The 24,937-nt window shown below is 47.6% G+C and carries 14 protein-coding genes; 3 read left to right on the top strand and 11 right to left on the bottom strand.

Features of this window, described 5'->3' with window-relative positions; genetic code table 11:
• Positions 1-14 precede the first annotated feature (14 nt).
• The 9 genes from L4174_RS17050 to L4174_RS17010 form a co-directional block, all read right to left on the bottom strand.
• On the bottom strand, positions 15-650 hold the full coding sequence (locus L4174_RS17050) for a lytic polysaccharide monooxygenase auxiliary activity family 9 protein (RefSeq protein WP_248142715.1): 636 nt from the start codon (positions 648-650) through the stop codon (positions 15-17).
• A gap of 715 nt (positions 651-1,365) precedes the next feature.
• A complete protein-coding gene (locus L4174_RS17045) occupies positions 1,366-1,563 on the bottom strand; it encodes a hypothetical protein (protein ID WP_248142716.1) in 198 nt (65 codons plus the stop codon).
• A gap of 248 nt (positions 1,564-1,811) precedes the next feature.
• Complete coding sequence (locus L4174_RS17040) at positions 1,812-9,563, bottom strand: hypothetical protein (protein ID WP_248142717.1); 7,752 nt, start codon at positions 9,561-9,563, stop codon at positions 1,812-1,814.
• Between the two features lie 479 nt (positions 9,564-10,042).
• Positions 10,043-11,437, bottom strand: coding sequence for an SPFH domain-containing protein (locus L4174_RS17035; protein ID WP_248142718.1), 1,395 nt, complete (start codon positions 11,435-11,437; stop codon positions 10,043-10,045).
• Between the two features lie 156 nt (positions 11,438-11,593).
• Positions 11,594-12,376, bottom strand: a complete 783-nt coding sequence (gene icmH, locus L4174_RS17030; RefSeq protein ID WP_248142719.1) for a type IVB secretion system protein IcmH/DotU — start codon at positions 12,374-12,376, stop codon at positions 11,594-11,596.
• Entirely contained in the window at positions 12,373-13,698 is a 1,326-nt protein-coding gene (gene tssK / locus L4174_RS17025) for a type VI secretion system baseplate subunit TssK (RefSeq protein WP_248142720.1), read from the bottom strand. The genes icmH and tssK overlap by 4 nt, the downstream gene beginning before the upstream one ends.
• A gap of 10 nt (positions 13,699-13,708) precedes the next feature.
• A complete protein-coding gene (gene tssJ, locus L4174_RS17020) occupies positions 13,709-14,212 on the bottom strand; it encodes a type VI secretion system lipoprotein TssJ (RefSeq protein ID WP_248142721.1) in 504 nt (167 codons plus the stop codon).
• Complete coding sequence (gene tagH / locus L4174_RS17015) at positions 14,205-15,500, bottom strand: type VI secretion system-associated FHA domain protein TagH (protein ID WP_248142722.1); 1,296 nt, start codon at positions 15,498-15,500, stop codon at positions 14,205-14,207. Before tagH ends, tssJ begins: the two co-directional genes overlap by 8 nt.
• Before the next feature lie 75 nt (positions 15,501-15,575).
• Complete coding sequence (locus L4174_RS17010) at positions 15,576-16,172, bottom strand: porin family protein (protein ID WP_248142723.1); 597 nt, start codon at positions 16,170-16,172, stop codon at positions 15,576-15,578.
• Between the two features lie 733 nt (positions 16,173-16,905).
• Here L4174_RS17010 and L4174_RS17005 point away from each other — a divergent pair.
• From L4174_RS17005 to L4174_RS16995, 3 genes are read left to right on the top strand one after another with little or no spacing between them, the layout of a single operon-like run.
• Positions 16,906-18,177, top strand: coding sequence for a type VI secretion system ImpA family N-terminal domain-containing protein (locus tag L4174_RS17005; RefSeq protein WP_248142724.1), 1,272 nt, complete (start codon positions 16,906-16,908; stop codon positions 18,175-18,177).
• 21 nt (positions 18,178-18,198) lie between these two features.
• On the top strand, positions 18,199-21,594 hold the full coding sequence (gene tssM, locus L4174_RS17000; RefSeq protein ID WP_248142725.1) for a type VI secretion system membrane subunit TssM: 3,396 nt from the start codon (positions 18,199-18,201) through the stop codon (positions 21,592-21,594).
• A 36-nt stretch (positions 21,595-21,630) separates the two neighbouring features.
• Positions 21,631-22,083 (top strand): Lrp/AsnC family transcriptional regulator, encoded by a 453-nt coding sequence (locus tag L4174_RS16995; RefSeq protein WP_371929434.1) that lies wholly within the window; start codon positions 21,631-21,633, stop codon positions 22,081-22,083.
• Positions 22,084-22,187: 104 nt separating this feature from the next.
• Here the strand turns inward: L4174_RS16995 and tssG are convergent, their stop codons facing one another.
• On the bottom strand, positions 22,188-23,186 hold the full coding sequence (tssG, locus tag L4174_RS16990; RefSeq protein WP_248142727.1) for a type VI secretion system baseplate subunit TssG: 999 nt from the start codon (positions 23,184-23,186) through the stop codon (positions 22,188-22,190).
• The gene (gene tssF / locus L4174_RS16985) at positions 23,183-24,931 is read right to left on the bottom strand and encodes a type VI secretion system baseplate subunit TssF (protein WP_248142728.1); all 1,749 of its coding nucleotides are present in this window, start codon (positions 24,929-24,931) and stop codon (positions 23,183-23,185) included. Before tssF ends, tssG begins: the two co-directional genes overlap by 4 nt.
• Positions 24,932-24,937: the final 6 nt, after the last annotated feature.

Raw genomic sequence — 24,937 nt, 5'->3', positions numbered from 1 at the left:
AGCTGGTTCCAGACTCAGCCAAAATCAAAGTCAAATGTCTGGTAAAAGGCATTGCCTGTATCAGCAACCAGCCAAAGCAGAACCACCACATGGTGACCTTGTTTATGATCAGGTAACACCAGTTGATGATGAATTTTCGCAGGTAAATCATGCTCCCAATAAGGTGCTTCAGGGTAGATATCTTCAAAAAATGGCTTTGACTCCAGTTGGTTGCGGGTAATCACCTGATCTGAATCCCAGCCGTCTCTGGTAATAAAAGCAACATAGCCACGGGTTTTATGCGCCATGGTATAACGCCACTCAATATCAATCACTTTCGAAGCCGGAACCGTCAAGCGCGGCCAGGGCGTTTTGCCTTCAGCGATCAATTGCTGATCTGTATAGTTCAGTTTCTGGCGAACATCTTCATGACCACCACTCAAAATCAGACCATCAACCGGAGGCTGAAAGCTATTGACGTCGGTCGATTCATAAAATGCGGCACCACCTTCTTGCGCAGGAAAGTTTTTACCGCCTTCCAGTTCAACAACATGCCACTCCCCTAAATTCCACCAGCCTTGCTCAACCGCATAAGCACCGCGAGACGGCGGGTTAATGACATATCCATGTTTCGGTTTTAATTGATTAATATTCGAAACGGGCTGATTCATAAGTCACCTGACGTTGTTTGTGGATTTCTCTATAGGTATAGAACGCCAGAAAAAAATAAGCACATGAGCGCATACATTTCTTGAGGAAGGGTGAAGTGACTCGCAGCGCTTCAGAACTCGACACTCACCCTACGCTTATCCGTCTTTGCACATCAAAACCAAAGACGGCTGTTTTTTATTTCAGGGCATGGACTTGTTGCGTCAGGGTCTAGAGCTGAGCTTTTAAGAGTTTAATTTCCTCCGCCTGCTGACTGATCAATTTTCGGTTGTATTCACCGGCATATTCATTAGCGAGTATCATTTCTTGTACATTATCAATACATCTATCCGGAAATACAACGGCACCATTGCATAGCTTCATTTTGCCCCCACAACAGCAAAGGTATTATTCTCCGCCACTTCTTCTCTATGAATATCATGGTCGCGAGCAGGATCACCCACACTGATACCGACCGAGCTCTCTCCGGTGACGACCATATTAGTACCTATTGCCGTTGAGTTGATTCAGATGGCATGCGCGCCATCTCCCTCAAGCCGTAGAGAGCTTCTCTTTTGCATGACCATTACCCCAAGCAGTTGCATGATCCCCTTTCGCCTGTGCACCAAACCCTCAGGCTGTGGCAAAGGTTCCGGAAGCTTGAGCAAATCCCCAGGCGGTTGAACCATTGCCGGACGCAATAGCGCTTCTTCTGTTTAAACCAGCCGCTTCAAAACCTCAGGCTGTCGAATAGTCACCGGTCGCTTTGGCAAATATTCCCCAGGCCGTACTACCTTTCCCGGATGCAACGGTCGATGATCCTGACGCAGTACTCAATTCTCCGGATGCAATCGGCGCTTCATAATAATGATTATCCACATATGCATGACCAGAGAATGCAATGATGAGTGAAGCAAGCAGCGTTTTTTGATTCATTTTTCATCTCTTCGAATATGTCAAACCCATATGAGTAACGGCGTATATACTTATAGTCCCACGAACTCAATACACCAAGACGCATCTTTTGTTTTCATTGGCTGAAGATCGCTGATGAGGCACGGGAGCGGCGAAAAAATATCCAGTGAGTTTACGGGTTAAGTGAAGGGAGATTCGGGTGCTGTTGGTGGGGGGGAGATAAAAAATCACCGCCGGATGGCGGTGATTCCTCATAAGAAATAAATAAATTAATTAGTTACATTCACTATCGCTGTTGCTTCTTTAGTTAAATTTCCATACTCATCATCAAGACCTGCCGCAATTCCAATTTTATGACTCCCGGTAGATTTAGCATAATATGAGAATAATAAAGTCGTATTATTATTAATCCAGTCAACACTCGATGCTCTTCCACCATTTTCTATATATGTTTCCCAACTTTTAATTGGACGATTAAAAGTTACTGTACCTTGAATTGTCTCACCCACTTTCATTGAATTCTTACTTAATACAATTGATTTCATCAACGGGGAAGCAATCACATTGAGATTAGTGTTCTTTAATTTACCTGGCATTCCATCATCTTCAGCAACATAGCTTCCATTCTTTAAATAGATGGTGACATTGGTATCTTCTCCGCTTGGTGTCACATATTCGACATACCAAGTCATATTATTTCTACCACTGCTTACATTTTTGAAATAGCCATGCTCACTTCCTAGATCAGCAATTGCCTCAAAATCATCAACAGTAATATCCGTCACGGGCTCTGAGAATTCCATCGTCACCTCAACTGTTTGATTCCCTCCGACAACAGTGTTTTCAACATACATATTGTTAACAACAGGCACACTCCACGGCTCAACAACAACATTAGAGACCGGATTACTGACTTCATTTCCAGCATAGTCAGTGGCTTTAATCATCAAGTTATGAGTGCCCACGGCCGCTTTAAAGTCGAAGGTATAAACGCCACTCACTTCTGCCGGCTTGGTGTAATCAGACGGATTTGTGCCATCATCCAATGTCGCAACAACCATGGTGCTGTTCAGGTTTGCGTCCTGAATCTTGGCGGATAAACGGAAAGTATATTTACCATCCGCACCAGGCTGTACAGGTAGCTGTTCAGTCTGCACATCAAGAATGATTGGACTCGCCATATCAATAATCAGTGGTGACATGGTCACTGGCGTACTTTCCCCTTTCAGGGTATAGCTCGGCAGTGAACGGCCCAGATTATCCAGAATCGTCAGTTTCAAGTGATATGGCCCCTGCATACTCTCTGCCAGCGTCGCAATATTAGTTGCAGTTGTCAGACCTTTGAAATCACCGGTCAGGGTAATCGGACTCAGACCCGCAGCCTGTGGATCCAGTGTCACCACATACCCTTTCACTTTTGCACGAGAATTCGGATCCGTAACAGTACTAATATTGAACGTCTGCGTGTTACTAGACAGGACGATATTCGAGCCTTTCTTCTGAATACCCAGCAACTCCAGAGTTGCTTGCGGCTTGATAATATTGACGGTGAAATCTTTTAATGCCTTCTGACCCACTTTATCGTATGCAGTGAGAGTAACTCGGAAACTGTCATTATTACCCAGCAGTGCAGGGTCAAATGTCAGTTGCTCAATAGTGTCATCTCCAGAGTATTTATCTACAACGATAGTATCACCAAGTCCTTTTATTGCATATTTCACCTGACTGAGGCCACTTGCTTCGTCGGAAACATCGAATCTCATTAACACATTACCATTGCTATCAGAGCCAATACTATATGCATCTTCAATGACTGGAGGAGCCTGATCGATGCCTAGTGACAGCTTAGCCACAGCTAGATTTTCCCAAGAGTCACTCACCGTTACCAAGACTGGTACATCAGTCGCTACATAATCTGCTGGAAGTTGTCCCGTAAAAGTAGTGCATCGATAACTAGGATCATCAACACATTCATTTACATTGCTGCCAAAATTACCTGGCTCAGTATTGAAGTCAGTTTTAGTATTACCCGTGTTAGTTCCGCCTAATTCAACTACGACATTGCCGAGTCCAGCCTCAGGCCCTAAACCTATTTTCAAGCTGAATATCAATGTTTTAGAGTTAATATAATCATCGTTTTTCATATCCGTGATCACGACTGTTGGCATTGTATCTGGTACATACAATTTAATGGTTGAATCCACATCCAGAACTGCATTCCCTGCTATATCTTTCAGGCCATTGATTTTCACAAAATGTTCAATATCACCACCACGGACTAAATCATTATATTTGCCAGTAAATGTGTATGTAATCGTCTTATTGCCGTTACTGCGCTGAATAGCCGTCGGCTCGTACTCTTTCAAGCCTTTCAAAAGCTTCACAGATGCGGTGTCATCCATACCAGATAAGGTATCAGTGACCGTAATACTCAAAGAAAGCATTTTCACACCATCAACCGTATCCACAGCTTCTTTCTTCAGCATAAAGTTGTCTTTATTCGCGATCACTGGCGCATCAATATCCACCATATTGAACGAGAAGATTTGATCAACTTTGGCGTTATTACTCGCTGTGGTGAGCGTAATCAATACCGGATTATTCGCCATATTGCGATCAATGTTGTCGAACTGACACACTGGCGTAGCGGTATTGGTGTATACCTTGTAGTAACCCGATGTATCGTTCTCCGGAGCTTTGTCGCTGGTGTAATTTTCACGCAGCCAGCATTCCAGTTTATTCAGGACTGCACCTTCTGCATTCTGAATGCCAAATTCAGCTTTCAGGCTCTGACCAAACGTAGACGTACCGAAGTTCGCTGGTTTCAGAACGGTCAGGCTGTAACCTTCACGCTGAACGGTCAGTGGTCGTACTACGGTTCTTTTCTGACGTGGTCTGCCTTTGTTCACCTTCGTTTTGTTGTACACATCCACCACCAGATTATATTTACCATCGTTGGCAATCTGGGTATTCAGACTGGCTTTACGCTGTGTTTCGTTGCCTGCAACCGGACTGAAGACAATGGTTTCGCCCTGTTCAGTCCCCACGCGAAACAGTGTTGCTTCCACTTTATCAATGCCACTTTCCGGATCGATCGCATCCAGGTACAGATCAATCGTCCCGGCTTCAGTAATGGTCTGCGCCGGAGAAATTTCTTTATTATCGCTCTGATAGCGCGCGGTCAGCGAAGCATCAGGCGGTGTGGTATCGACCTGAATGGCAAAGGTTGTTTTATCCTGCAGATTGCCACGAATATCTTCAGCATTGATTTTCAGGGTGAAATCCTGCTGCATATTGGTTTCAATCTCATTTGGATTGGTTGGCTGCGTGCCAGCCACGCCCGGCGGTGGCGTTGTTCCGGTGTAAGTCCAATAAACGACTGAACCCGGTTTGATTGGATCTGTGCCCTCGTCCTGAACGGAAATACCGAACACATAGCCTGGCTCAACATAATCATTCACTTCATCAAAATTGTTCAGTGTGATTGCCGGACCTTCATTATCGAAGTAGGTGGAGACCGCATTTGAGCGGCTCTCGAAGCCATATTTATCCGTTGCTTTAACAAAGACTTTGATCTGATGACCTTCGCTGATATTGATCAGCGACGTATTCGCCTTTTGCAGATCAATATTGATATTGGTCAGCCCTTCCGGCTTGAACGGCTCCACCAGTTTGACGTCACTGGCGCTCAGTTCTTGCCAGAAGCTGATATTTTCCACACTGGAATCATCGGTAATGCTGGCAATATTGGCGATGAAATTCGTGCCCATGATATTGCCGGACAACTCAGGTGCTGTACCGTCTTTCAACGTAGGCGTCGCGATCGCTGGCCCCATTTTGTCAATCTTGAATGCAAAAGTGCCCTCACCCTGATTCGGCGGGTAAGCAGTATCTCTCGCTGTGATATACAGCGTGTAGGTTTTACCATGCTCGAGATTTTTTGCGACCAGCTGCATTTTGGTGTTGGCTTTCTCACCCAGCAAATAGGCCGGCACCGTTGAGCAATCCGTGCCACAAGGCGCCAGATCAATCAGTCCCGCACCGGTATGCAGTTTGAGTTCAATATCCCCCAATGCACTGACATTACCGATACCATTATTCAGCACTGCGAGTGGCGACCACTCGCTGTTACCGCCCAGCAGTTCCATATCAGAATCCAGCACTTCCGGTGCCTGATAATCGACATTCACCCGGAAACGTCCGACATTCGGATCGGTGGCAGGAATGAAATTGCCCAGTTTATCCGCACCTTCGGTGATCAGCGTCCACGAACCGGCATCCAGATGTACCGGCTTCGGAATTTCCAGATCATCGGCACACTGCGTATCCAGACACAGGTACATGGTGACGGTGTTACTCTCAGATTTTGATTCTTCCTGCGTCACCACACGCTCTTTCGTCCCGTTACGGAAAATGAAACGACGCTTGGCCGGATCCTCACCCACTCTTTCATCCACCTCAAACTTCAGGGTTTGTTTAAAGTTGGTGTTGATATAGGTGTTGTCCGGCAGATTGTCGGCTTTAAACGGCGGAATGAAGGTATATTTCGGCGGATCGTTATCGATGATAAAGATAGTCGCTTTTTTCGCCTGGCCATTATAGCCATGGCTGTTGCCTTCACGGTCAGTCGCACTCAGCAACAGATCCAAACGGGCAATGCCCGGATAATCGTTGGCCGTGTCTAAACCAAACTGATGCTTCTCTGTGTAAGCGTCGTTATCAATTTTATTGACCGTGATCCCGGTTGGCGTGGTCGCATTCGTCTCCGTGTCCAACCCCCAAAACAATTCCAGCTTGGTGGGTTGTGCACTTTTATCCAGGCCGGAAGGATCGGTCACATTCACAATCGCGCTCAGATCCCCACTCACATACCACTTATTGAATAACTGAATGGCATTACTGGCCAGCGGATCCAGACTGACCGCTGGTGGTTCCTGATCGACCGCTTCCACAGGCGAGTTAAAGACCTTCTGGCTTTGCAGCGTCGGGTCTGCTTTCGCGAAGCGGTTGGCATAGTACATCGCCACTTTATCATCGACTTTGCCGGTAAAGTTTGTTTTCACAAAGTCGTAGAAATGCTCGCCCAGTTTCTCGCGGTAATAATTTTCGCCCAATGGGTCATTGGCAAAATACAGCTGCTGACCGGCAGCATTCTTCCCATCCGGTTTCCCGTCTCCGACGATATCGGTGTAATACAGTTTTGCCAGATCCGTGCTGTTCTGAACCGCACTCGCGTTGGCAATATCACCCATGGCTTCCAGCAGGAAACGGTACAGATATTTATTGGACGGCGGGTTTGGAATCGTCAGCAACTCATCATTATTCGCGTAATAGGTAGTCGTTGGGTTGAAGCCAAAGAACTGACTGGTCTGCTCACCAAACATAGCATTCACATCAGAGAGAATACCCTGAGCAGTCCCTTGTGTTTTATTTGATTTATCAAACAGGTAATCAAAGAATCCGGACTGGAAGACCGACAGCTCCGTGACGATAAATTCACGGTCACCAGACTCGCCGCCAACAATGCCATAACTGCGCAAACCATGATCAACTGTCAGATCCAATTGAGTCAACGACTTCTTGTTCCATTTGTAGAAATCAGCTTTGCCTGTCACCGTGACCCGGTGAATTTCACCTGAAAACTGTGAGTGCATCTGGCAACTGGCCGTATCTTTCAGTGTACCGCCGCCTGATTTCGCGGGTTCAGCCAGCATGGTGCACGACGCAACGGACGCCCACTGACCGGAACCATTTAAACGTTCGACGACCGCATTTGCGTTAATATACGGTGACGTCACCTTGATCGTAGGCAGATTGAAGGTTGATTTAAACTGGAATTTATAAGGGACTGAGGTATTGCCAGACCCGTCTTCTGTAACAATGGTGATGGTTTGCGCATAGCCTTCATCAACCCGGGCAAAATCTGCCCCAAAAATTTCTTTGACGAACGGAATAAAATAGTGAGCTTCACTGATACGCCCGTCAGCGTCTGGTGCCGGGTAAACTTCATGCGGAATCTGGTTCAGGCTGCTTTTCACCGTTCGGGTGATTTTCGCCGACTCGCCAATCTTACCGGCTTCATAAGTCACGATGACATTCAGTTCTTCAGCCGAAGAACTGGTCACTTCTGAGTTGCCTGTTGCGTCAGAAACACTCAGCGTCAGATAGGGAATCTGATTCTGATCCAGGACCAGCGTCGTAAAGTCTGCAAAATCGACTTCCGGATGGACACCTTTCAGCCCTTGCTGGGCATATGCATAATTCAGGTTCAGGTACTGTTTTCCGTACAGATCCTGGAAATATTCTTGCGTCAGGTTGTCCTGATACTCGCCGGTATCTGCGTCGAAGAACTTCATTGCGACTTCAGGAAACGCGACGCTTTGCGTGGGTGCTGTCGTATCCGACAAAATCAGGTGCTGTTCCTGACTTTTATTCCCATTCCCATCCGTTGCGGTGAGGAAGAAAGTGGTCTGTCCGCCAATGAACAACCCCCGGTCGAAGTTTTGCGTAAATGCACAAACATCTTCCTGAGTGTCCGGATCTTTTTGCATCGTGCAGTTCAACACTTCCGGCGCACCGGCATTCACAGCGATCGTCGCGCTTGAAATCACTGAACCTGCATCTTTGATGGTTCCGGTCAGGGTATAGAATGCCTTGTTGACCGGGTTAAACGTCGCCGGAGAAGTTACATGAATCACCGGAGCAATATTGTCCCATTTGAATGGCACGTACTGTGCGTCATTGGCATTTCCCAGAACATCCGCCACTTTCAGGACCAGACGGGCTTCAACCGGTTCCGCCGACAATTTATCGATTTCCCGCGTGTTGACTTTTATCACTACCAGCGTTTCACGCACACCGCTCTCGATCGCTTCCGATTCCACACTGCACAATGCAGACACACCCGTCTTACAATTCTCAGGCTCTCCCCAGCCGTTTTCTGCCGTTTTGGTCTGTAAGAAGACTTCTGCATACTCAATCCCGATGAAATCAGTCACCTTCACAGAAACCAGACCAGCGCCGGACAGCACTTCATTGCCAAAGCGAGCCACTTCCGGTGCATCATCATCAATAGAGACAGGCGCACGCGGCGCATAAATACCACCCGAAGCATTGTTCAGGCGGTTGACCAGCAGGCTGTAATCACTGGAAGGGGTACCCGAGACGTTCAGGTCCGTATTGTTCACAACACGGAGTAAGTGCTGTGCCAAAGTGTTGGTATAGTAATCGACGGTCAGTCGCTGCAGACCGAAAGACAGCGCCGTCGGCAGTGCAGAAATCTCATCTAAAGACCAGCCATCCAACTGACCGGTTGCTCTGATGTCGCGATACTGTAAATCTGCCAGATTAAAGGAGGTATAAATGACCTTTTCACTGTCACTGCCGCCCGATTTCTGCAGCATCTCATAAGCCAGAGAAGAGTAAGCCAGCAAAAAAGCACCATACTGATGCCCTTGCGTGGCCGTCGCACTCCAATTCCCCATCGAGATGTCCAGAGGCTCCACAGAAAAGACATCAAATCCATACTGGCTGTTGACCGCTGCGTTTGCCGAATCAATTGCTGCTGCAGTCTGCTGACCTAAACGCTGAATATTATATTCAGCCAGACCTGCGGCAATGTTCGTTAAAGGTGTCAGCATGACATTTCGGCTTTGTCCTTCAACAAAGTTGACATACGCACGAAATTTCAGCGGACCCCGGTCATTCACAACAACCACATTTTTTGAATGGGGATCTAAATAGCCGCCACCTGCAGCTTCAATATACAGAGGCGCTGAACTGGAGGTCAGAGCAATTGAAAAGCGACCATCCGGATTGGTATTCGTGGCCGCTAATAAACGGCCCAGTTTGCCATTGTTAAATTCATAGACGCTCACCTTGGCATTCGATACCGCAGCATCAAACACCACACCACTGATAATGCCCTGCTGGCGATCTTTCGGATATTCCGGATAGGTTTTTTCTTCGCCACACGCAGAGAGAAATACAATAAGCAGAAATAGAGTGATTCGTCTAAACACAATAGCCACACTGAATTATAGGTCAATAACCTGACATTATATTCACTCCAGAAAACAAGACAATCCAGTAAAAACAACAAGTTATACTTTCACTTTCACTGGATCAACTGTCATAATGACAGGTATTTCATTCATAAAAACAGCCAGACCTGAACCTGAAAAGGCCAAAATGACGCTTTTCCTCAGATGGATTTCACGAAAAAGTAACGTATAAATCTAATTTTTGTGACATGCAACCAAGCGACAGTAATACTCCCTAATTTAGGTAAAACTACAACGCAAAGTGCAATGTCCATTAAGCGAAATCAATCTGTTTGAGTTTGCCTGATTTCATTCCGGCCAGATATGCATGTGTGATATTGATTCACAAAAACAAGGATGGTTCTTTGGCTGAAAATAAAAAAGCACGACTAAACAGAAATGAACCCTGTTCGTCGTGCCCTGAATTTTAGCGAAAGTTAAAGTTGTGATTCAAACCATCAAGGTTTTTTCTTCTCTTTCCTTTCACCGTCCGCATATTGTTCAGATTTATCTAAAATACCCAGCGCACCCAGTCCGGTGATGATATCCAGATTGGTCGTCAGCTTACCGCTGTCATTTCCGCCAAAGTAGTTTTTTGGCATTTCAATTTTATAGTTCTTCAGGTTTTGATACAGAGCGGTCGATACGTCCCTGTTCAATTCCGCCAGATAAACAGCTTTATTGGCGCCCAGTGCATCATACTTCGCTTGCAAGACTTCAGCTTCCGCACGGCCTTTCGCAAGGATTGCTTTCGCTTCATACTCTGCAGCAAGAGCATTGGCTTTTTGAATTTCCAGGTTCGCTTTCGCGATCGCCAGTTCTTTCTGTTTTTCGACTTCGGCTAATTCCTTTTTCTTCTGAACATCCAGAATTTTCCGGTCAGCGGCCCCCTTCGCAATTTCCAGTTCTTTCTGCTGAGAAATTGTCACTAACTCTTTGTTACGCACTGCATCCTGAACTGCGCGTGTCCGCTGAATCTCTTTTTTCAGCTGCTCTGTATCAGACAGCGCTTTGGAGGTTTCCTGCTCCTGAATGGCACGAATGCGCTCCGCCACCAGACGCTTTTTATCCGCCAGAAGTTTCTCTAACTGCTCTTCCGGTTTCGGATCTCCAATCGTGATTTGCGTAACCGCAATCCCATATTGCTGCAGCGGGTTTTCCTGACGACGCGGAACGCCTTTCTCATCCAGAACCGGGATCGTTTTCCAGACCAGTTGTTTTGTGCGCTGAAGCTGATTTGCATTACTCTGACTCGCACCTACCGGTGCCAGATCAGTCTCTTCAACTTCGACTTTACGTCGTTCCGTCATATAAATGCCGTTTCTGAGCTGATCATCCAGTTGCGTTTTAAACTGGTTCAGACCGCCCTGAAAAAATTCCTCGCCCGTGTACTGTGTCGCCGTAATCACGGTCACGTTTCTTGCGTTTTTGACCAGCAGTGCATCAATCAGATTGGTGTTGTTTCTGAATTCACGGTGCATTTTCTTGATCGCTTCCGGATTCTGCGACAGTTTGAACCTGAATGTCACAGGAATCATTCCGACATAGGTGTCCGCAAAACTTGCACGTACCGGAGGTAAGCTCTGCCGGGAATCTTCACCTAGATTATTACCATATGAGACCGTAATGACCTGATCATACATGGTGATTTTAGAAAGAAACGGCGTTCTGAAATGAATACCCGGGGTGGTAAAAACATCCAGCTCACCCGTCAGGTTGTTCTGATGAACATAGGTATAGCCCGCATCCGTCATTAAAATGGAACTATTAACCATGCCCGCAATGACAGCCAGACAGAGAACACCCCCAACGATTTTGGCGACGGACTTTTTCGTGTGTACATGTTCGATCATTTTGCTTTCCATGTTTCAAGATTCTTTAGAAGATCAGACCATGGTTAGATGCGACCAAAACCCAAATAAAATGAATAAAATCAATTATTTATAAAAACAAAAAGCGCGAACAAGTCGCGCTTCAACAAGCAGTCTTCTGAACATCAATGAATCGGTTTAACTCAGGATTTGATTAAACTTAAAGTCAATCACCCAGTACGTTGCGGCATACATCGCTGCCAGTAAAGTGACGGTCAGCCCGACAATCAGTTTGGGGGGAATCACTCGCCGTAGCGGTCGGCTGATGGAGGCCGCCTTCATATTCACTAACTGCAGCTTTTCCTGATCAACCAGTCGATCTTCTTTAATCAGCCGGTAAACCGTATCAGCAATATCGGCAATTTTTTCATTGCCTCGTTCGACACGACCAAACTTGCCTTTAAAACCAACCTGCAGCAGAAAATACAAAAACTCAATCAGATGCCGGTAACGTTTCGGATCCTGACGCAGTCTGTCCAGGATGGTGTAAAACTTATCGCCGCCCGACGTTTCATTATGAAATTCAGCCAGCAGGCTGTGCGTGCTCCAGTTACTTTTCTCGCCCCACTCCTGGCTGTATACGGCCTCATCCACAGCCGAGCATACGCAGTAGCGCATCACCAGCAATGAAGCGCGATCCGTGTTCGCCAGCAGGAGGCGTTTTTCCGCGTCCTGAATTTCACGGCTGATTTGCTCCCGCAAAGCTGTCGGGTCATCCAGCCAGGGAATTGATGGGATGCAGGTCAGGCAAGCCAGCACCCAGGTGAATTCATCCACCAGCTGGTTAATACCAAGTTTCTTGATTTCCAGCTGTTTCACCGCAATATTTCGCGGAACTTCCGGAGCGGGCATGACCTCCATCGGTTTGCCCGGCTCCGACTGAAATAATACGACCGTTACATCATCGTCTGCCGGACTCATAATCTAACCGCCCACAACTGCAGTTCCAGGTTCGGGAAATCTCCCGAAACATGCATCGCAATACCTGAAGAAGAAGACAGCGCTTTCCATTCTTCAGATGCCTTGTCCAGTTCGAAGTAAGTAAAGCCGGCATGATAAGGCAGCTGTCGCGGCACAACCGGCATTGGCTTAATTGCAATGCCCGGCAGCTGGAAGTTCACCAGATCACGGATATTTTCCAGGCTGCCCACTTTCACCTGAGAAACAAAGCGTGTATGCAGGACATCCAGCGTGACGTCTGCCTTCACGGCCAGAATAAAGGTGGTGGTTTCAATGATATCGCGATCGGCGATATTGGCCACCCGAACGCCATAGCCCTGCTCTTTCAGCACCAGCGGAATGGCACGCTGCTCAGACATCACGGTCAGGCTGCTGCGGTTCCGGCTGATCAGCGACCACATACATTCGGTCAGATCACCGTGGTTATAAGGCAGATAGGCTTCAGGACGACGTAAGGATGAGCACAGTGTTGCCAAATCACCTTCTGCCTGCAGCAATACACGATACAGCGCTTCAGGATGAACACCTTCCAGACTGCCGATATGCCAGAACAGCGGCTCTAATTTATTCACCGCCTGCAGCAGCATAAAGTCAGCAACAGAAGAAACGCCCTGCTGATCAACCACACCCAGGCGTGCCACAATGGATTCAGCACGGTGCTTCAGCAGTGATGCAAATTCAGTCACAAATTTAGTCAGTACTGCTGAGGCACGGATATCCAGACAAGTCGGGATAAACTTATCATCCAGAACGACTGTCCCGTCACTTTTCACTTCAGAGATTTTCAGGATTGCAATTGACGTGTATGCCGAGCGATCGTCGCTCTCCAACATCAGACGGAAATTCAGACTGCCGACATGAATCGTGGTGGTGTCTTCACTGTCATACAGGCAGTCCACGACCTGCTGTTCCTGAAGGCAATAACGTGCACCATCGCCGGCATTGGTATAGAGTTCGCCCTGTTCAGAAGGCAGCGGGCAGCACAGATACACAACTTTATCGACAGTCGACGAGTCCACTTCAAGCATTGACGGAGCAGGCGCTTCCGCCGGTAACGCAAACGGCGTACGGTCCTGCAGAATCCCCTCTGCAACCGTTACACCAATTTTGCCCATTTTCAGCAGTTCGTGGTTGATCTCCAGCCGGCTGATGCCCCAGCTCAGCGGTGAACTCAACGCCGTACACAAACTCATCTGCTGGGAATGAAACCGGTCCAGTTGCTGGAAGTGCTGCGGTTTCATAAACATGCCGTCTTGCCAGACCACAGGGTTATACAATGACATAATAACTTCCTTAGAAATAAATCTGTTCTACACCTTTGGTGCGTTCTACCGACAACACGTTATTCACCAGATTCACGTCCAGAAAATAGCTTTTACGCTCTTCTATCGTGTGAATGGTGCGCCAGCTGGTGCCGTTGATATCCCGGAATGCGACCGCAAATCCGACCGCACGCGTTTCCGGCTGAAGTTTCAGAAATTCGGTCAGTTCCTGTCCCGGTTCTAACTGGTATTCGTAGCGTTTGATGTATTCATCACCCAGCGCAGATTTGTCATTCTCAAACAGCGAAAAGAAATCCAGGCTACGAAACAGCACCGGCGAAGACAGTTCATAAATCCGCAAGATAGCCGGTGACGATGATCCGTTCGGCCGGACATTCAGACTCTTGTCCGTTGTGATGTGCACTTCAATTTCAGCCGTTTCCGGAATCAATCCGGCAGTATCTTTAAACTGTTCCCACACTGCACAACCAGACAAAGACAGTGCAACCATTAAACCCAACAATAAATTACGCATTTTGCCCCTGTAATAATTCCCTGTACTTGGTTGCCAGATTCGCATCAGCGCTTTCTTGCGTTTCAGACTGCATATCCGACTGCTGCTGTGCAAAATGGTCCTGATACGCACTCCAGAGACGCTGCTTCTTCAGCCAGCCGCCGCCTTTTTCCTGTTGTTCTGCTTCGAAAGCTGCAGGGGAGAGTGACGTCAGTTGCTGCATGAACAGCGATTTTCTGGCTTGGTTCAGACGAGCCCGATGCGTGGCCAGCTCTTCATGGATATGCTCAACAAGTTCAACCGGTTCAAGAATGGACTGCTGATAAAGCGACAGCATGCTGTCCAGCAAATGGGCCTGAGACTCATCGGCCTCACCAGCCAGTGCCAGTGACTGGCGCAGCTCGGATGTCATCGCATCCAGACAGCCCCGCAAACATAATCCCATCTGCCGGTACCAGTTTTCATCGCAAAGCTGTCTTTGCTCCGTCGACATCCCCAACCCGTCCAGAAAAGCAGATTCAGCCTGCCTGCCAGAGAGGGGCGACATTTCAGTGTGAGCCAGTAAACCCAGGGCAGCCGGCTCAGCAATCGGGGCTGGTTTTTCAGGTTTCGGCGGATGGGACGGGATGCGCTCGGCACGCATTTCAGGCTGAGGTGGTGCTGGTCGCTGTACCGGTCTCTGAACCGGTTTCGGCACGGACGCTACCGGTTCACCACCAAAATTCCAGTCTTCCGGAATCAGGTTCGGCACGTCCATTTCGGAATGAATACTTTCACTGTCATCCAGCATCTGCCGGTGCGGTGGTGTGTAATCCACTTCAGGTTTTGGGATCTCATCTTCAATCAGCGCTTCCGCTTCATCTTCTTCTTCCTGAAGATGGTACAAGGGCTCGGTGGTGTCAGCCTTTTCATCCGGCGGAAAAAAGAGCTCTTCTACGGTCCCTTCAGCAAACTCTTCGGCTTTGGGCGGCAAGACGACATTCAGTGATTCAACGGGGTCGCTGCTTTTCATCTCCGGCATAATGTCTTCTGCCAGATTGATATGCTGGATTTCATTCTCGAAGCTGACCGTCAGCTCATAACGCCCCAATGACACCGTGTCCCCTTCCTGCAACGCAGAAGGCTGATTTTTCAGGGCTCGCTTGTCATTAATGAAAGTCCCGTTGGTACTGATGTCATTCAGGTAGAACTCACCGTTATAGCTGGTAATGAGCGCATGAGTACCAGACAGATACTTGTTATGATCTTCCAGATGGAAAAAGCACTGAGCGCTGCGGCCGATGCTGCCCCCAAGACTGTCAAATTCCATTTTTTTGACCCCTGTATACTCGTCAGGGGCGCTGTTCACGGTGAGAATGAGCGTTTTATGCGTCATAAGCAAAAATCAGAAAAGAAACGATAAGGAAAATTCAACGCCGCCCAAGCCATTATTGACGGGAATGATCAGCGTTGCCTGAGGTACCAACTGCAAATGTGCATCAGGATTACTGCCAATTTTCAGGACGGTCCCTGCATTGAGCAACAACCCAGCCTCAAAGGCATTATTGTCCTGCAGCTGGGTGCCATATTTGAACTCATCGGAATCGACATACCAGCGCTCTGAATACTCACTGTATGCCAGTGAGATACCCGCCCCGATATAAGGCGTTAACCAGCTGGTGACGGGAAACGCATACTGAGGCAATACCCTGAATTCATAATTGTCCACTTCCTGATAGATACCATTCTGGGGTGCAGGAATATTGTCGGAGAGATAATTCAGGCCAAACCACCAGCGCCAGCGTGCGCTGTTATCATCAATGGGCCGGGTATGCACAAGCCCCCATCGCATACTTTGGTTTTCACCTGACTCGCCCTCTTCGGCACTTGAAGTGAAATCATAATAAGCAGCCGTGACACCAAAACGCTCGCCTTTGGATAAAGCCGGAGCAGAAAGTATCAAACCGATGAATAAACAGACTGAATGTTGAAGACGATTCATAATGTTCGCGTTCACTAAATTAAAAACATCTGAAAGATAAACGCATGAAATAATGAATTCAAGGGCTCAATTGGGCCGTCATGAAATTCAGTTAATTTAACTATGGATATTTTCATTTTGACTGAGATTGTTGTCGATTTAACACCCACTTCGCATCCGGAAATGAGCTCATTCAAAACTGATAAAGAAATTATGGTTTTTAATTAATGTGAAATTATTCCCAAAACACTCAAGTTGTTAACATTAAATATAAGCTCTCACATATGGAACAAAAGTCACAATAATATTTTACCTCTTCAAAAACAAGGATTTAATTAAGACACAAAATGCCTTTTCACTTTGTCAGAGGAATGTCAAAAACAAAGAAAACACAAAATAAAACCAATAAAAACAAACAGATAATCCATTATCATTATATCTTTTGTGATCTTAAGCCAGTAAACAAATCATCCACTTAGTTTCGTATGCCCGTTATGCTTAAAATATTCTCAATTCAAGGGGTTTCCGTGAAAATGAACCTCGATATTTTAAAATGGACTGCATAAAGCGACAAAACGTCTGTAGCAGAATGATGGAACAATTTTAAATACGAAAGGTATTAACAAAAAGACAAATTTTTCCGCCTTATAATTTAGTATCTACTAATAAATTAAACTTTAAGTAAGCGATTGGAAAAGGACTATCCAAACGTAAAACTTTCAGTTTCTATTACTTTTGAAGTTGGCTATTTACCATGAAATTCACTGATATTGCACTCAGGCCAATATCGGCGCAGTCGCCCGTTGGCCAGGATCCACGTACACTGGATCTGTTTTCTGATCTCAAAAGAAATGTAAACCGGCTGAGTAGTTTTGTATCCCCTGCACCATGGAAGGAGATCTATTCTACGGCCGAAACACTGTTAACCTCACACAGCAAAGACTTTCGGTGTGCGAGCTACTATTGCGTTGCTGCCTGCCGCATCGATGGCTTAAAAGGTGCCGTCGTCGGCTTAAATGTGCTGAACGATCTAAGCATTGTGTACTGGCATTCGGCTTTTCCAAGTGCCGACAAACCCAATGCCCGGGTTCAGTCTTTTGACTGGGTTGCTGAACAGCTTCCCACTGCGCTGAAAAAAATCAAAGTCAGCCTGAAAGACCTGGCGCTGGTTGAGGCCGGACATCGCTTTGCACTCAGTCTGGAACAGGAACTGCAACACCAGCTGGGCAAGCAGGCACCATCGCTGGGGCCTGTACGCAAACAATTCACCGAGTGGAAAGATCACCTCGAAGAACTGGCTGAGAAAGAAGAATCCCGCCAGCGTAAAGGTACTGCGCAGCCACTGGCTGAAACAGCCGAAGAGGCAACACCGGCGCAGGACACAGCGAAAGAAACTGAAACCAAACCCAGACTTCCCGCCTGGTGTTACTGGCTTGCAACTGTATTTATCCTGGGATGTCTTGTGTTTTCAATTGCTGCTGTTCGTCAGTATCTGTATCAGCGAGATATCCCGGCGGCTTCTGCAGTGCAGCTGGAGAAGATCACCTCAAAATTGATCCATGCGGAGCCATACTTCAAAAACCGCCTGAAGGAGGAAGTACTGACCCGTACCAGTGAACTGATGCAGGACTGGACCGCCTATCCTGAACGTGTTTACAACCATCAGGTGCTGGAAGCACTGGCGAATCATGTGAATTCACTTTATCCGGATTCCATTGCGGCTAAAACTGCGGTGTCTCAGTACCAAGCAGGAAAAACAGCACTGGCCAGTGACTATCAGGCCATAAACGACCAGTTCAAACGTGCACGGACGATTATTGCCAACGCCGCTTTAGTCGACGAAAGCGACAATATCACCGCGGCCTATAAATTTAGTAATACTCTTTTTCCGTTTCTTGGTCGCCTTGATTATTTGGAGAAAGGTCACATTGAGCGTGAGGATATTATCAAAGCGCAAAAAACGCTCAGCGCTTACCAATACCGCCTGATGGAAATATCAAACCAATTCGAACAACAAAACCAATAACAAAAACTGGCAGGTTATATCTTGATTAAAACACTCAAAACACCGAGGGTATTTATTATACTCTCTGCTGTGCTGCTCTCTGTATTGTACGGCTTATTCTCTTATTTCGTGATGGACTTACCTTTCAGTCATTATCTGACTTGGGGTCCGATTGCTCTGGTCTGTACAGCGGCGATCATCGTTTTGATCGGTTACGAGGTCAAAAAACGTAAGTCACGTTCAAACAGCGATATTGAAACCGAAGAAGAGACGCTGAAAGGTCTGCTTGCCTCTTTGCTGAAAGGGTCCAGCCATAAGCCAATCTACCTGATGCTTGGTAATAAAAAATCAGGGAAAACGTCTCTGCTGACTAGTTCGCATGCGATCAAACCCATTGATCAGAAAAACACGCTCCAGACGGATTATTTCCTCTGGTACGAATCTGATCAGGCGATTTTTATCAAACCGGCCCCCCGTTTGATCTATCAGGACACATCCAATACTGACCAGATGCTCTGGCAAGCGTTTCTTGATAAAATCATCAGCATCAAGCCAAGGAAGCCTTTCGCTGGCTGTCTGTATGTGGTTGATCTGGAATTTCTGATCACGCAGGAAGATACACAGCGTGAATATATTCTGGATATCATCAATACCCGCCTGAGTGATATTACAGAAAGAACCTACAGCGCCCTGCCTGCGTATGTGTTCCTGTCGAAAATTGATAAGCTGAAAGGCTTCAAGGAATTCGTTTCACTCAGCCCGCTGAAAGCCCAGTTAGAACACCTGACGATTTCTCTGAAAGATGCCAAGGGCACAATCAACGACATCTTCGACAATGGTTTTTATGCCATTCTGAGCAAGATGGAGCAGAGCACACTGGACTGTGCCGCCATGGAACGTTCTCTGATCAACAACAGTGCGCTGGTCACTTTTCCGAAACAGTTCGAGCTCTGCCATGGTCTGGTCCGGGACACGCTGAATAAAGTGCGGCTGGAAAAAGACGGCTTCCATATGGTGGATCTCCGGGGCCTCTATTTCACTTCCAGTCATCAGGGTGGCCGGAAATACAACCTGCTGGCCAAAGGCTGCAGCAACCATTTCAATGTCCCGATGATTGCTTCCGAGCATGACCAGCTTTCGGAATCGCCGCTGTTCACCCGTTTTATTATTGATGAACAGGTGCTGCCAGAGGCCAACTTTGCCGGTGAGAACAAGCGACATCTCAAGCAACTGATCCGCAAAAGCCGGATGACAATGGCTGCCTGTGTCACTTTGCTGGGTGTAAGTGGTTACTATTTCCTGACAACCACCCAACAGAACATTTCGATCATTAACCAGCTACTCGATGTTTCAGAAAATCCGACAGAAGATGACGCTCAGGCCAACCTGAAAAGGCAGCTGGCGCTCACATCCAGCGGGATTCAGCCGTTGTATCAGGCCTGGGTCGATGCCAGTCGTTTACTGGATGAGAAAATCATTGATATCAATGTCGATAAACTCGACAAAACCACTCAGATTGCTTATCGCCATCTGCTGGACAGTATTCATCTGCAACTGATGCCCCTGATTGAAAAGCATATCAGTCAGGAACTGGCACAGAGCCGTCTGTCTCATCAGGAGAAACTGCACCTGCTGAAGACGTATCTGATGCTGAGCGAAAGTGATAAACGCGATTACAGCTTTTTGCTGAAATCGATCTCCAGAATTGTTGCTGATGATTTTGGTACAGACGGCAGTTACGCCAACATCAAAGATTATCTGGCAGTTTATTTCAAAACCAATTTCCCGTCGCACAACATTAACTGGGATCTGGTGCGGACCACACGCCGTGAGCTGCTGTCTCAGTCGAAAGTTGATATTGCTTACAGCCAGATTCTGAACAGCGGCCGGGATGCCGACCTTGGCCAGCTCAGTATTCCAAGAGCAATCGGTTTTAACTTTGGTGAAATTTTCGACATGGAGAAAAATCACCAGGATGAACTGAACATCAACAAGATTTATACCGCTACCGGTTTTACAACCTTCTACCGCCCGCTGTCTGAATCACTGTCGCAAGACCTGATTGCCGATAACTGGGTGCTGGGGCTGTCGAATAATACCCAGCCGTCGGAAGAAGAACTGAAAGCATTTCAGGCGAAAGTTCGCCGTAAATATACCGATGACTACATTAACATCTGGCGGACAGCCATCAGTGATCTGCGCTTTAAGCAATTCGACAATATCGTCGATATGACCAATGCCATCGATATTATGTCCGGCCCGGCATCACCGCTGAGTACGATCCTGAATCTGCTGTATACCAATACAAAATATTCGCCGGATACATCTGCACTGGCACAGCTTGCGCCGAAAGATCAGCGTCTCAACCAGGCAGTTGATGCATTGAAAGCTACGGCAGAGAAAGCCATTGAGCCGGATTACGAATTGATGAACCGGGTAGAAAAAACCTTTGCCGTCATCAATAACCTGCAGACCAGTGAAACAGAAAACTCTCAGGCCCCCTGGGATCAAGTCATCAGTTCGCTCAGTAACCTCCGGGCTTACCTGAAGCAAATTACGGATGCCCCGAATGTGCAGCAGGCAGCTCTGGCGGCAGCGAAAGCCCGGATGCGTGAAACGGATGCGGATCCAATTGTCCGCCTGAAACAAATCGCACAGAAAACACCGGAGCCGGTGAAAAGCTGGCTGAACGAAATTGCCCATCAGGCCTGGGCCACACTGCTGACCGAGTCAGAGCTGGGGATTCAGGAACTGTGGACCAGTAACGTTTACAGCAAATTTGCCCTGGTCGGACAGAATAAGTATCCGTTCAGCAAGCAGGCAGAAACAGAGATCTCACTGACCGATTTCGAAGAGTTCTTTGCCGCACAGGGCACGATGGACGGCTTTATTAAAGATAATCTTTCTCCGTTTTACGACACCAACCTGTGGCAGGCGAAGCGTGTCGACGGTGAAACCCTGCGACTGTCGCAGGAAATGATCACCCAGATGAAGAACTACACGATGATCAAAAACGTCTTGTTTGACCCGACCTCGAACAAGTTCAACATTGATTTCAGTTCGCGCTTCATCGATCTGGATTCCAGCGCCATTCGTGCGAGTCTGGATTTCGGGGGGGAGTCACTGGATTACTACCACGGTCCGGCAAAAAGTAAGCAGTTTGCCTGGCCACCGGCAAGTAATGAGTTTTTCGTGAACGTAAACATTCAGGACATTACATCAAGCGGAGAACAACACAGAATCGCAAAAGAGGGATTTTGGTCTATCTTCCGGCTGTTGAACGAGGCACAACTCGAACCAACATCCGATGGTGGATTCAATGCTGACATTCTTGTCTCAGGGCGTCATATGACGGTGAAAGTCAAACCGTCAAATTCTAATAACCCATTCCTGCTGCAAGAATTATACAACTTCTCTGTCCCAGAACAGATTCAGTAAGTTGGTAGCCTAGGTTAATCAAAGTCGAGAATAAAGATAATGAGTACTTTACATAGCAACACCGTAGACCGGATTGATAGGAAGATATTATCGAGTCTGCTGATTAACGGACGAGAATCTATCGCGAATATGGCCCGCAGTGTGGGCCTTTCACGAACCGCAGTGGCTGAACGCATTTCCCGTATGGAGAAATCCGGTGTCATTGAAGGGTATACGGCGAAAATCGGGACACAGAAAAGCGCCAACCTGACCAGCTGCTACCTGCTGATTAAATGTAAGAATGGCTGGAAAAAGAAAGTGTGTGACAGCCTGAGAGAGATCCCTGAAATCAAGACCATCAGTGTCGTTGGCGGCGGGTTCGATATTATTACGCTGCTGGAAGCTTCTTCATTACATGTCATGAATGAATTGTGTGATGAAGCCGAGAATATTCCGGGTATCAAAGAGCTGCATACAACCGTCGTATTCCACAGCCCGATCTGCCGGTAAGTGTCATCCCGGCAAACGTTCGCGTTTGGCGAGATTTGATGAGAAAAACCACGACACCCGACTGCCCCTTCAACGCCGGCAGCCGGGTGTCGCTGTATCCATGCTCAGACAGCGCCAATGACGACAACCGTCTGCTTGTCACCCTGTACACTGCCCAGCCAGCTGACCTGACCAAGCCGGTTCGCCCCCTGCGCACCCAACACGCTGGCAGGCAGATCGTCGTTCATCACTTCCATTTTTAAATCCCAGGCCATCGGGTCGCGCAAGACGAAACGCATCAGTTCCTTCAGCAAAATATTCCCCTGCTCGCCGGGTAAAAAGTGGCAGTATTCCTCAAAACTCAGATCATGAAACACCAGGTTAAACTTCCCGGTAATATCGATCAGATGGTCACCCAGGTGATAATCGCGCCCGAGAACGCAATTCACATGCCCCAGACTGTTCAGTTGTGAGGGCGCAATTTTGACTCTGCGCGGCACCCACTGCTCAATGCTGACTTTTTTCAGATTAAAGCAGTGCGCCACCACCCCGGAAACCAGATTGGGTGACCGGGTTCTGGAGGACAGCTGGCCGATATAAGACAGCAGTTTTGCCCTGTCGAAATGAAAGTCACTTTCGTCACTGAGTTCAGAGGATATCCCAACCAGGTTAAACAGATTGCGGGACAACGGATCGACGGCACCGGATTCGTAACGCACATGGTATCTGTACTTTTTCCATATCCGGTAAAGGTGCGATAAATAACGGTGATGAAAGAAGTCGAAGAAATCTTTGACCGGATTATCCTCGCCGTCTCTGCCGGCCAGCTTCTCCGTGTATGCGGTTGGCAGCGGCGAACCGGTCCCGTGCAGTCCGCCGAAGTTCACCGTCAGGCTGGGCACCTCACGGTGACTCCATTGCACAGTTTCAAACTGCGCGATATCAGCGCGCGGAAATCCGAGTTCAGGAGAAATACGAAAGCGAAGAAACTCCTCAGACTGCGTTTTCGCCAGACCGGCCGATTTAAACTGTGCCGGCTCCTGCTTCCTGGCATTCGCTTCAAGCAGATAAACAGCCTGAAAAAAAGCAAACTCATGGCTGGCTTGTTGAATCTTGTCGATCATATCACTGCCTGCTTACCCTGATTGCCATTCCATCGGTAGATTTCACCGGTTTTGACATCCACGACTTCCAGCTCAGAAAAAGAATTGATACTGGAATACAGCGAGAAAAACTCATTCAGAATCGACACCAGCAAATACATGTCCCCTTCATTGGCAAACATGGAGGAATCCATTTGCAGCTCAATCAAATTCCCGCGAATAGGAAGCCCGCGGAAGATCCGCTCGACCGGCTTCATGCTAATGGCTTTAATCCCGTTTAACCGGTTGGCCGAGGCCCGCTGAGACTGACGGTCACTGCGCGAGTGGAAATCGTAAATACTCAGCATCATTTTCAGCACATCGGCATCAATCAACGACAAATAATTGAGCGACATATTGGCAATCAGCTGCCAGTGCAGGCTGCTGTCAATCTGCGGGCTGACAGACACCGTCGGTTTTGTCAGGTTTTTAAAGTCCGCATAGTTCGTTGACTTGTGCGTGGTAAAAGCAATATCACCCGGTGCCAGACGCTGCGGCAATTTACCATTGGTACAGGTCAGCTTGATGAGCACAGTTTCCGTCTCAAGATTCGCCACTCCGGCGTTATGATCAAAGAAGGAAATGTAATGAGACAACCCTTTTCCGGAAACATGTTCCGCCACTTTGACATTGTAGTAATGCTGCTGGCTGTCGATTCCCAGCTGGTGTTCAAAGGATTCAAACGGCAGGTAATCGACCTGACGGCGGTTTTCCTGACTCCAGCCCCGTACCTGATTCACGGAATAAACCTCATGATTTTGCTGTCTCGTGGACTGAGGCCGGACCCGGTATTCCGTTCGCTTGTGATCCAGGCGAATCGGGTCCGCATCCATCTCGAACAGGTTGGCAACGGGCGTACAGAACAACCGCAGGTTCTTCTCGCGAATGGTGACTTCCGAAGGCAGAGACCGGGAGAAATTAAACACCAGACTCATGGTGTTCTGATTCGGTACCCCTTTGAGCCATTCCAGTCCTTCAACATCAAAGAACATGAATTTATCAGGCATTGAGAAATACTCCTGAACCAGACGGTAACCGGAAAATGAATTCGGTCCGTATGGCAGCAGGGCTTCATCATCTGCAAAACCCACTTTCTTGATGCAGGATGCAGGCAGCCGTTTACTTCCGCCACCCGCCAGCTGCACATCAACACTGTCCAGGTACCGGAACAGCCACAAATACAAAATCCGGGAAACGTGCAACTCCCCGTGAATATGGAAACGCAGGGAGTCTAACCCAATACGTGATAGCTCTGAGCCGCTGTCTGTCGACAGTGTCACATTCAGGTGGCTGTTCGATCGTGTGTTTTGCTGTGTGACCGAGTTAATTTCCAGCGGAAACAGGTCAACATCGTAACAGGTCCGGAAAACACATTGCGTGTCATCCACTTGCCTGCTGGCCATTTCATGCCCGCGCGTAATCGTCGTCTTTTGCGACAGACTCCCCGCATGGTGGCTGAACTGAGCAATACACATCGAAGGCACTGAACGCAAATAGTGCGGCCAAAGCAGAGCGATCAGGGATTGAGTCAGTTCCGGAAGTTCATCATCCAGCTTCTGACGCAGCTTACCATTCAGAAAAGCGAAGCCTTCCAGCAGACGTTCAACATCCGGGTCGTTACTGCTTTCTGAGAGAAATTTGGTTAATTGCGGGTGACTTTTTGAAAACTCGGAACCCGCTTCTTTGAGAAACGAGAGCTCGTCCTGGAAATACTTGCTATAGGTCATTTTCGT

The sequence above is a fragment of the Photobacterium sp. CCB-ST2H9 genome (assembly GCF_023151555.2).
Classification (GTDB): domain Bacteria; phylum Pseudomonadota; class Gammaproteobacteria; order Enterobacterales; family Vibrionaceae; genus Photobacterium.
The sequence above is the reverse complement of the archived record's forward strand: the minus strand, read 5'-3'. Positions and strand labels throughout refer to the sequence as shown.

Coding starts and splice junctions, on each gene's coding strand:
- tagH (WP_248142722.1), bottom strand. CDS start 15,500: ATGGAATTTGACAGTCTTGGGGGCAGCATCGGCCGCAGCGCTCAGTGC.
- tssG (WP_248142727.1), bottom strand. CDS start 23,186: ATGATCGACAAGATTCAACAAGCCAGCCATGAGTTTGCTTTTTTTCAG.
- tssK (WP_248142720.1), bottom strand. CDS start 13,698: ATGTCATTGTATAACCCTGTGGTCTGGCAAGACGGCATGTTTATGAAA.
- tssJ (WP_248142721.1), bottom strand. CDS start 14,212: ATGCGTAATTTATTGTTGGGTTTAATGGTTGCACTGTCTTTGTCTGGT.
- L4174_RS17010 (WP_248142723.1), bottom strand. CDS start 16,172: ATGAATCGTCTTCAACATTCAGTCTGTTTATTCATCGGTTTGATACTT.
- L4174_RS17005 (WP_248142724.1), top strand. CDS start 16,906: ATGAAATTCACTGATATTGCACTCAGGCCAATATCGGCGCAGTCGCCC.
- tssF (WP_248142728.1), bottom strand. CDS start 24,931: ATGACCTATAGCAAGTATTTCCAGGACGAGCTCTCGTTTCTCAAAGAA.
- L4174_RS17045 (WP_248142716.1), bottom strand. CDS start 1,563: ATGAATCAAAAAACGCTGCTTGCTTCACTCATCATTGCATTCTCTGGT.
- L4174_RS17035 (WP_248142718.1), bottom strand. CDS start 11,437: ATGATCGAACATGTACACACGAAAAAGTCCGTCGCCAAAATCGTTGGG.
- icmH (WP_248142719.1), bottom strand. CDS start 12,376: ATGAGTCCGGCAGACGATGATGTAACGGTCGTATTATTTCAGTCGGAG.
- L4174_RS17050 (WP_248142715.1), bottom strand. CDS start 650: ATGAATCAGCCCGTTTCGAATATTAATCAATTAAAACCGAAACATGGA.